Annotated in this window: 9 protein-coding genes; all 9 read right to left on the reverse strand. The window is 56.8% G+C overall.

The window, feature by feature from the left end:
- Window positions 1-120: 120 nt before the first annotated feature.
- Window positions 121-438, reverse strand: a complete 318-nt coding sequence (fdxB, locus tag BN1800_RS38210; RefSeq protein ID WP_027513830.1) for a ferredoxin III, nif-specific — start codon at window positions 436-438, stop codon at window positions 121-123.
- Window positions 435-638 carry a CCE_0567 family metalloprotein gene (locus BN1800_RS38215; protein WP_027513829.1) on the reverse strand — a complete coding sequence of 68 codons (204 nt, stop codon included), beginning with the start codon at window positions 636-638 and terminating at the stop codon, window positions 435-437. Before BN1800_RS38215 ends, fdxB begins: the two co-directional genes overlap by 4 nt.
- Before the next feature lie 26 nt (window positions 639-664).
- Complete coding sequence (locus BN1800_RS38220; RefSeq protein ID WP_087005979.1) at window positions 665-1,150, reverse strand: NifX-associated nitrogen fixation protein; 486 nt, start codon at window positions 1,148-1,150, stop codon at window positions 665-667.
- Window positions 1,151-1,648 (reverse strand): nitrogen fixation protein NifX, encoded by a 498-nt coding sequence (nifX, locus tag BN1800_RS38225; protein WP_027513827.1) that lies wholly within the window; start codon window positions 1,646-1,648, stop codon window positions 1,151-1,153.
- Complete coding sequence (nifN, locus tag BN1800_RS38230) at window positions 1,614-2,996, reverse strand: nitrogenase iron-molybdenum cofactor biosynthesis protein NifN (RefSeq protein WP_027513826.1); 1,383 nt, start codon at window positions 2,994-2,996, stop codon at window positions 1,614-1,616. Before nifN ends, nifX begins: the two co-directional genes overlap by 35 nt.
- A gap of 9 nt (window positions 2,997-3,005) precedes the next feature.
- Window positions 3,006-4,472, reverse strand: a complete 1,467-nt coding sequence (gene nifE, locus BN1800_RS38235; protein ID WP_027513825.1) for a nitrogenase iron-molybdenum cofactor biosynthesis protein NifE — start codon at window positions 4,470-4,472, stop codon at window positions 3,006-3,008.
- Between the two features lie 55 nt (window positions 4,473-4,527).
- A complete protein-coding gene (nifK, locus tag BN1800_RS38240; protein ID WP_027513824.1) occupies window positions 4,528-6,069 on the reverse strand; it encodes a nitrogenase molybdenum-iron protein subunit beta in 1,542 nt (513 codons plus the stop codon).
- A gap of 100 nt (window positions 6,070-6,169) precedes the next feature.
- Window positions 6,170-7,672, reverse strand: coding sequence for a nitrogenase molybdenum-iron protein alpha chain (gene nifD, locus BN1800_RS38245; RefSeq protein WP_027513823.1), 1,503 nt, complete (start codon window positions 7,670-7,672; stop codon window positions 6,170-6,172).
- Between the two features lie 109 nt (window positions 7,673-7,781).
- A complete protein-coding gene (gene nifH / locus BN1800_RS38250) occupies window positions 7,782-8,675 on the reverse strand; it encodes a nitrogenase iron protein (protein ID WP_027513822.1) in 894 nt (297 codons plus the stop codon).
- Between the last annotated feature and the right edge of the window lie 688 nt (window positions 8,676-9,363).

Here is a 9,363-nt window from a genome sequence, read left to right on the forward strand (position 1 = left end):
AATGGCGCAGTGGAAAGCCGTGACCGGCGCAACCGCCTGACGTCTCACACAAGCGCCTTGTTCCGACCTTGATCAAACAACGTGACATCGCCGCATTACATTCTCCCGGTTCCTCCTCGCTCATTCGGCAATCGTGCCACTCGCGATGTGAGTTTGGCAGTTTTTTGGACAGACGCGGGCGCAGGCCCCACATCCGATACAGCGGCCGGGAAAATCGACGACCATGATCACTCGATTGAGCTCGCCATCGAAGTCGTCTTCCTCGCCATTGCAGACACCGAGAATCTCACCTGCATCGTCGATACCGTGAGGATGCATGACCTCCCGTGAGCAGACCTTGAAGCAGCGGCCGCAGCCGATGCACATCAGTCGATCGATGGAAGCTAAATACTCCGGCATCCATTTGGTCCCGTCGCGGGTCACGCATGAGCTTGTCATTTTGAATCCTGCGATGCAGCGAGTTCTCTTTTTGCAGCGTCCAACTCAGCAAAGGCATGAAATGTTTTCTCCGCAACTGCCGTAATTTCGGTCCAGTTGACCGGAAACTCTTCGGCGAGGTCGTGCAATTCCATCTTCGCATACCAAGCGCGCACCTCCAGCTTCCACACCCTTTTCTTCAATTCTTGAAGTTCTGACATGGTCTCGTTCTCCAACACCGTTTCCATCACGACCGCGCGAGATCCGGATAAGCTTCGATGACTTGGACCGCATCGCTGACTAACTGCGTACCGGTCTTGGCGCATTTGCGAAGGTTATTGAAACCGAACCGATGAACGTCACGCAGGGTCTTTGACAGCAGGACCAACCGTTTGGTCGTAAGTAACACCCGCCCGAAGCCCTCTTGGCTGATCTCCATCGTCCGCGACACCAGTAAGTCTGAGCGCTCCTTACCAAGGCCGACGGCGGTGTAAAAGGTTTTAAGCCTCCACAGGACATACGGATCGGGATCGCCGATGATTGGAATTGCGCGGCGCTGGTCCTCCGGAACAGTGAAGTTGTCCAGCAGTTCGACGTCGCACTTGCCTCTCCACCGTCCGTATGTATCTTCAGCGCGGATCAGCCGCACGAGGCATTTGATAAAGGGCTTTTCAAGGCTCTTGTCGTCACTGGCAGCTGGAATAACCGCGGGATTGGATCGCGTTGTCATCATTCACTCCTCGTCTTCGAAGCTGGCTTTCTTTCCGGCGGCGCCCGCTTGGGCTAACACCTTGCGAAGCCACGGTGGGGGCGCCGTCCTTAGCATCGTCCGAATGCGGGCTAGCACATTGTCGATGGGTTCAGGCTGCGGCACCTTGATCGGATGGATCTTTGCCGCAATAACCTTGGCTGCCGCAGGCCCGCCGATAGCCAGGCAAAATAGGAGCTGGCAACCCCTTAGCGTTTCCACTTTTGGAGCGATGTTGTTATCACCATCGGCTCGATGCGTTCCGCTCTCATCGGAAACGTCATCGAACACTACGGCTTCCACGAGACTCCACGCGTCGGGCGTCACGTCGTAGATGGCAAATCGTTTAGCCGACCCGAAATGCGCGTTCAGTCCTCTCATGTCTTGAGTGGCGATTGCTACCCGCAGTACGCCGATTTGCCGTTTTGGCCGCTGTTCGTGGAACCCATCATTGACGAGCGAGAGACGACGAGTTGAGGTCATTTTGCAATTCCCCGCTACGGATTGGATTAGGTGCGCCCGAAGTCGGCGTGTGTTGGTTAGCCTGAAAAATGTTGGCAACCTCGTAGATCATGTCGCGCGTCCCCTGATACAGGATTGTAAGTTTGTGCTGACTGCCTAGGCGGTCGAAGATCGGAAAGCCAATACGCATTAGCGGAATGTCGAGACGCTTTGCAGCTTGCCTGCCGTGCGAGTGCGTGACGAGAAGATCGGCACCCGGGGCGAGGTGTTCCAGGTCACTGAGATCGCCGACCTGAACTGTCTCCGCTGGAACTATTTGCAGTATTTTTGAAGACCCTGTCGTGGTGATGGCGGCTGTAATTTCCGCACCCATGCCAGTGAAAAAATCTGCAAACTGGTAGAGCTGATCCGGCTCGGAGGCGATTGCGATCTTCTTGCCAGCCAGATGGAAATGTCCGTCGAGCATGGCATCCTGCAACTGCATGCGGCTGCGACGGACATTGGCAGGCGCTTGTTCGCGCGACATTGCTGTAAGCAGCCGGATAAGCTGGTCCGCGTTCTTCAGGCCTGTGAGCGACTCGAACAGCACGTATGGTACGCCGGTTAGCCGCTGCAACGCTTCAGCCGGTCGCCGCATCTGCTCGCCGATGGCGATGCATTGCATCGCGGCACCGAGGTCGCGGATGTCCTCTATTTTCGTGCCGCCATACGTTGTGGGGATCCAGTGGTCGGGGATGGTGCCATCAAGCGCGCCGGACACATCGGGCAGTATCACCGGTTTGAGCCCGAAGCCCTCGGCCGTCTCGCGCAGATGCTCTATGTCGGCAACTGTTATGTTCCAGCCGGGCAGTATCGCGATCTTCCTCGGATCGCGATACTGCGTCCGGGGCCGAGTGATTCCCTCGATCATAGCGGTAACAGCTTTGGACCACCCCTCTTCTATCGCACCGTCGAAGTCCGGCGTCCTGGCGAGCACCACTTCCGTACCCGTGAGTTCTGTCGCCCGCGTGCGTTTGATGGTGGCTAGGTCCCCAGCGACATCCTCGTCGCGGGTCTCTACCAGTGCGGTCGTGCAAATCCCGATCAGCCGGGGCTTTGCGCGGGCCTTGAGATTAAGGATGGCCTCTTCGAGGTGATCCGCGCAGCCGACGACAATTGCAATTTCATCCATCGCCGTCGTCTGCAGCGGGATCAATTCCTTAAAATGTCTTCCGAGCAGCACCAGCGCAAAGCTGGTACACCCCTGGCTGCCGTGGAACACAGGCATTGCACCATTGATGCCAAGAAAGGCGAAGGCAGCGCCCAGCGGCTGAGACGATTTCAGAGGATTAATCGCCGCCGATTTAGTTTGGGGAAGGATGCGGGCCATAAGATTACCTCAACAGTCATCACCGGCGGTTTCGCCGGCAAAATTTGATGCACTTGCTGTTCTGTCTTCCAACTTCTCCTCGGTGGTCATGGCCTGCTCCCACGGTGCCGGTTCGCGCACCTGCGCCCAGATCGGATTGTGGATTGCGAGATCGATCTGGCGTGCGAGCTGCACCATGCCGTCATAACCGGCGTAAGCGTGATGTCGCTCCTGATTGATGTCGAGCCAAGGCATTTTCGCCTTCAGCGCGATAAACTGCGTGCGACCGCCCGACAACATGATGTCAGCCTTTTGCTCGGACAACATCGAGTAAAGCTCGCGCGGTGCAACCGACTCGTACAGGTGGTTCTCGTCCTTTAGAATTTGCTTGATTCGCTCCTTATCATCGGCCGTCGATTTCTTGACCGATGTGCCGACGATCTCCATGCCGATTTCCATTAACGATTGGACGACTGACCAGGATTTCACGCCTCCAGTGTTGAGAAGCACGCGCTTGCCTTCGAGCCGGGGCCGATAGACTTCCAGCCTCTTCCACGCTCTTTCCTCTTCTTCCACGACAAGCGCTTCCGTGCGATTAAGGAGCTCGGTGTCGGCGCCTTTCATTACGAGCAATTCAGCGATCCGCCGGAGCGCTTCGGAGGTGGCGGAGATGCCGTAGAAGGAGCCCTCGAAGAAGGGAATGTCCCAGCGCTCCTCCATCTTGCGAGCGAGGTTGATCAGGGCGGTTGAGCACACCATCATAGCTGCACGTGCGCGATGCGCGGAAGCAACTTGCAGATAGCGCGCGTCGCCCGGAATGCAGGCACGGACACGGATGTCAAGCCTGTCCAAGAGCGGCTTCACCAGCCAGAATTCGCCTGAGAGGTTGAATTCGCCAAGGATATTGATGTCGTGATGGCCTGGGTCATCCGGCTCTACCGTACCTATGACGTGGTCGAGTAACACCTCGCCGGCAAGTTTGTTACCGAGGTTCTTAGAACCCGCAAACCCCGGCGCATTGACCGGCACCACCGGTATGGCGAACTTTTCCGCCGCGCGCTTGCAAACCGCCTCGATGTCATCGCCGATCATCGCCGTAACGCAGGTTGCATAGACAAAGATTGCAGCCGGCGCATACGCCTCTTTGATCTCGCGGATCGCTTTGAAGAGCTTCCGCTCGCTGTGCCCCATCACTATGTCGAGTTCGGTAAGATCAGTGGTGAAGCTTGTGCGCCAAAGCGTGGGACCAGAAGACGCAGCGCCGCGATTATCCCAGGAATTGCCTTCGCAGGCGAGCGGCGCATGGATCAGATGCGCGACGTCAGTGATCGGCTGCAGCACGATCTTGGCCCCGTCGAAGGAGCAACCACCGGCTGTCGCTCCGGGGATCAACGGCTTGGAGCAGCCCTTTTTGCGCGCCTTGGGGTCCTTGTTGCGATTTCTCTCGCAGGCAGGCTCGTCGAACGCATCTTGGATTTTGAGGGTGTGCGGGGACATTGCGTTGGCCTTCAGGTTCGATTGGGAGATGGCCGGCCTAAGCCGGCCGCCGCTCTTAGCGAGTGAGGTCGTACGAATAATCTGTCACACCCGGCTGCATCGTCTCGCAATCGAGCTTGTCAAAGATCTTGTCGAGGATGGCCGTTAGGACACGTAGCCCACCTTGATAGCCCATGAGGGGGAAGCGGTGGTGGTGGTGCCTGTCAAAGATCGGAAACATCAGCCGAACCAGGGGCGTGCCGGTGTCGCGCTCAAGATACTTGCCATAGGAATTGCCAATCAAGAGATCCACCGGCTCGGTCAAAAGTAGTGAGCGCATTGCCCAAAGATCTTTGCCCGCCCACACCTGCGCATCCTTGCCGAAGGGCGAGGATGCGAAGAGCTCCTTCATCTCGGTCTCCCAGGCTGAGGTGCCGTTTGTGGCGAGGCAGTGTGTTGGCTCGCCACCGGTCTCCATGATGAACCGGGCCATGGCGTAAACGAAGTCCGGATCGCCGTAGATCGCGTACTTTTTGCCATGTAACCAGGACTGGCTGTCGGCCATTGCATCGATCAATCTTCCGCGTTCCAGTCGGATTGCCTCAGGAATTTCTCTTTTGGAAATCTCCGATATCTTCATCAGCAATTCGTCGGTCGCCGTAACGCCGAGCGGGTAATGAAAGGAGGCTGTCGCCTGTCCGACCTCGTTGCAATATTCCAGCGTCTTGCGCGTATTGTAGTGCTGCAACGACAATGTCGCCTCCGAGTTCAGAGCCGCCTTCACGTCCTCGATCTTGGTTCCTCCGTCGTACATACGGAACTCACCGTCGGAAGGCGTATCGAATTGGTCGGCGGCGTCCTGGATGAACACGTAGGTCACCCGCATCATATCGAGCAGACGCTTTAATTCGCGATTGTTGCCAACGCAGAAGCCGTCGAAGCCCGGAATGATGTTGATGCAAGCAGCGACTTGCGTGCGCGCCGTGCCCTTCCAGAAATTCTCGAGCACGCCTTTTACCATGCTGTCATAGCCATCGACATGGCTGCCGACGAAGGCTGGCGTATGGGCGAAAGGCACGTCGAAATCGCGCGGGACGGAGCCCTCATTTTTTGCATTTTCAATAAACCCATGCAGGTCATCGCCGATGACCTCTGCCATACAGGTGGTCGAGACCGCGATCATCTTCGGGTCGTAGAGCTTATAAGTATTGGCGAGACCGTCGACCATATTCTTTAGGCCGCCAAACACAGCCGCATCTTCTGTCATCGAAGATGAGACCGCAGATGACGGCTCCTTGAAATGGCGCGACAGGTGTGATCGATAGTAGGCAACGCAGCCCTGACTGCCATGGACAAATGACATCGTCCGCTCAAATCCGGCGGCCGCGAAAACTGCGCCGAGCGGCTGGCAGGCCTTGGCCGGGTTCACGACAAGCGCTTCGCGGGCTAGGTTTTTTTCGCGATATTCCCAGGTCTTGGTGAACTCGCGTTGCTCCGAAACAACCTGGTCCGGGTGTGGGCATTCGAAATTCAGCTTTTTCTCGGCAAGCATTTGCCTGTATTCCGGCTCGCGGAATAGAGGAGCGTGATCGAGAACTTTTTCGGCCGATTGCGGCATAGTAGTCACCTCTTTAAATCTGGCCGCGACTTGCGGCGAGAGAGAAACCTTCGAGATTTTTCAAGTCTCCCGCGACGGTTTGCCGCGAGAGACCGGGCTCTCATTCGGCTGCAACTGCCGTTGCAGGCGCCGCCGTTTTTTTCCAAGGCGCGTCGTAGAGACCCCAGACCGGATTGTTGATGGCGAGATCCATGTCACGGGCGAAGATGGCGAAGCCGTCATAGCCGTGATAAGGGCCGGAATAATCCCAGGAGTGCATCTGACGGAACGGAATGCCCATCTTCTGTACCGGGTATTTCTCCTTGATGCCTGAACCGACGAGGTCGGGGCGAATCCCCTCGATGAACTTCTCCAGTTCGTAACCGGTCACATCGTCGTAGATCAGCGTGCCCTTTTTGACATAGTGACCGGTGCGCTGATAGTCGTCGCCGTGGCCGAATTCGTAGCCGGTGCCGACGATCTCCATGCCGAGGTCCTCATAGGCAGTGATGACGTGACGGGGGCGCAATCCGCCGACGTAAAGCATCACCCTTTTGCCATCCAAGCGCGGCTGGTACTTCTCCGTCACAGCCTGGACGAAGGGCTGGTACTTGGCGATGACCTTCTCAGTCCGATCCTCGATCTCCGGCCCAAAATGCTTGGCGATGCTGCGCAAAGAGGCTTCGATCTGGGACGGACCGAAAAAATTATACTCCATCCAGGGGATGCCGTATTTTTCCTCCATGTGCCGAGAGATGTAATTCATCGACCGGTAGCAGTGAATGAGGTTGAGCTTGGCCTTCGGTGCGCGCTCGACTTCGGCCAGCGTGGCATCCCCGGACCAATTGCCGACCACACGCAGCCCGACCTCCTCGAGCAGAATGCGGGAGGCCCATGCATCGCCGCCGATGTTGTAATCACCTATCACATTAACGTCGAAGGGACTGGACTCGAATTCCACGTGCTTCTTGTCGAAGACCCAATCGCGGATCGCATCGTTGGCGATGTGATGGCCGAGCGATTGCGACACACCGCGGAAGCCCTCACAGCGCACGGGCACAATGGTTTTGTTGTGCTCCTTTGCTTTCTTTCGCGAGACAGCCTCGATGTCGTCGCCAATCAGGCCGATTGGGCATTCCGACTGCAAGGTGACGCCGTTATTAAGCGGAAACAGTTCCTCGATCTCATCGATGACCTTCTCCAGCTTTTTGTCGCCACCGAAAACGATGTCCTTCTCTTGGAAGTCTGAGGTGAACTGCATTGTCACGAAAGTGTCGACGCCCGTCAGGCCGACGTAGTAGTTGCGGCGCTGTGACCAGGAATATTGGCCGCAACCGACCGGCCCATGCGAGATGTGAACCATATCCTTAATCGGTCCCCAAACGACGCCTTTTGAGCCGGCATAGGCGCAGCCGCGGATCGTCATCACGCCTGGAACGGACTTAATGTTCGACTTCACGTCGCATTCGGAAACCGCGTTCGCGCCCTCGCTGGATCCCTCTCCGCCCGTTGCGACACCGAGGTGCTTACTGCGGCGCTTCGCCGCCTTGTCGGGATACTGCGATAGTACGTCCTCGATTAGCTTCGCGTGGAAATCACTGTTATTCTCGTAGTCGAGGCTCATTGGGCCTGTCCCCTTTTTTAAAGGTTCGGATGAAGCCTCATCAACGAGGCATTGGTGCGTGGAATGGCGCGCTGCATAAAGCTGCGGGCCATTCTTGTCGGCATGCCTGTTAGTGGACGGCTGCCGCCTTCGCTTCCTTGGCATGAAGCTCGGCAAGCATCTGCTCGTCGGTCTTCATGATGCCGAAGTCGAGCAGCATGTCCTCCAGTTCCTCCATGGTGATGGGCGTCGGGACGGTGCCCTGGCCCGAATTTGCGTGGATCTTTTCAGCCAGCGCGCGATATTCCGCTGCCTGCTGAGATTCCGGCGCATATTGGATCACTGTCATCTTCCTGAGCTCAGCGTGCTGGACGATGTTATCGCGCGGCACAAAGTGAATGAGCTTGGAATTAAGCTTAGCAGCCAGAGCTTCGGCGAGGTCGAGCTCGCGGTCGGTTTGACGCTCGTTACAAATCAGCCCGCCCAAACGCACGCTGCCGGCGCTGGCATATTTCAGAATACCCCTGGCGATGTTGTTGGCGGCGTAGAGTGCCATCATCTCACCGGACATGACGATGTAAATTTCCTGGGCCTTGTTTTCGCGAATCGGCATCGCGAAGCCGCCGCACACCACGTCGCCGAGAACGTCGTAGGAGACGTAGTCGACATTGTCGTAGGCGCCGTTCTCTTCTAGAAAGTTGATCGAGGTGATGACGCCGCGTCCGGCGCAGCCGACGCCTGGCTCGGGACCGCCAGACTCCACGCATTTGATACCTCTGTAGCCAACCTTGAGCACGTCTTCGACCTCGAGGTCTTCCACCGAACCTTCCTTTGCCGCAAGATCCAGCACCGTGTCCTGCGCCTTCGAGTTCAGGATAAGTCGGGTGGAGTCGGCCTTGGGGTCGCAGCCAACGATAAGAATCCTCTGCCCGAGGTCAACAAGAGCGGCGAGCGTATTTTGGGATGTGGTGGACTTGCCAATGCCACCCTTCCCATAGAATGCGATCTGACGCAGAGCTGCCATGTTCTTTCCTTCACTTGTTTGAACCAACGCGGTTGTCCCGCGACGTGGATGCCGTCGGCAGCTTCCGCCGCCTCGCATGAAGTGTTTCAAGAGTCGTGCCAGACAGCTAAATTGAGGTGGGCAAAAAATATCTGCTGCTATTCCAGCGATTTAGACGGCAAAAGGGCGCCGCTTAAGGAAATACAGCGTTGTCAAAGACCCGACAAAGGTGACGACGGTGTCATGAGTTGGTTGTCCGAGTCAGAACGGCAACAAATTCGTGCTGGTCTTAGGGCGCTAGCCTCAGATCGGGGGGGCGCCTCCGTTTATGAAATGCAGTTTTTCAGATGGCAGTTCGAAGATTCTATTCGTTAGGCCAAGCCTCAATGGGCCGAGTGTGACAGTTGAGGCAGTTGGACTGAAATCTCGACGGCCTGCTTGTCGAATTGTGAGCTGCTTCATCTTTCAATCGCGGTGATATTGCGTCAGAGTGTTGGGGATGTGACAGGTATTATTTAAGACAGTGACCGGCACTTCATGCGCAATTTCAGGAAATTGCTGGGATAGTGCCGATTTTCAGGTCGCGCAGGGACCGTCGCAGGTTCATTGGGGACCATCTTGGAGCGGCTGTGATGGCGATGTCACGTTGTTTGATCAAGGTCGGAACAAGGCGCTTGTGTGAGACGTCAGGCGGTTGCGCCGGTCACGG

Origin of the sequence: Rhizobium sullae (genome assembly GCF_900169785.1) — a bacterium.
Taxonomy (GTDB): domain Bacteria; phylum Pseudomonadota; class Alphaproteobacteria; order Rhizobiales; family Rhizobiaceae; genus Rhizobium; species Rhizobium sullae.

Coding starts and splice junctions, on each gene's coding strand:
- nifN (WP_027513826.1), bottom strand. CDS start 2,996: ATGGCCCGCATCCTTCCCCAAACTAAATCGGCGGCGATTAATCCTCTG.
- nifX (WP_027513827.1), bottom strand. CDS start 1,648: ATGACCTCAACTCGTCGTCTCTCGCTCGTCAATGATGGGTTCCACGAA.
- fdxB (WP_027513830.1), bottom strand. CDS start 438: ATGACAAGCTCATGCGTGACCCGCGACGGGACCAAATGGATGCCGGAG.
- nifH (WP_027513822.1), bottom strand. CDS start 8,675: ATGGCAGCTCTGCGTCAGATCGCATTCTATGGGAAGGGTGGCATTGGC.
- BN1800_RS38220 (WP_087005979.1), bottom strand. CDS start 1,150: ATGATGACAACGCGATCCAATCCCGCGGTTATTCCAGCTGCCAGTGAC.
- nifE (WP_027513825.1), bottom strand. CDS start 4,472: ATGTCCCCGCACACCCTCAAAATCCAAGATGCGTTCGACGAGCCTGCC.
- BN1800_RS38215 (WP_027513829.1), bottom strand. CDS start 638: ATGTCAGAACTTCAAGAATTGAAGAAAAGGGTGTGGAAGCTGGAGGTG.
- nifK (WP_027513824.1), bottom strand. CDS start 6,069: ATGCCGCAATCGGCCGAAAAAGTTCTCGATCACGCTCCTCTATTCCGC.
- nifD (WP_027513823.1), bottom strand. CDS start 7,672: ATGAGCCTCGACTACGAGAATAACAGTGATTTCCACGCGAAGCTAATC.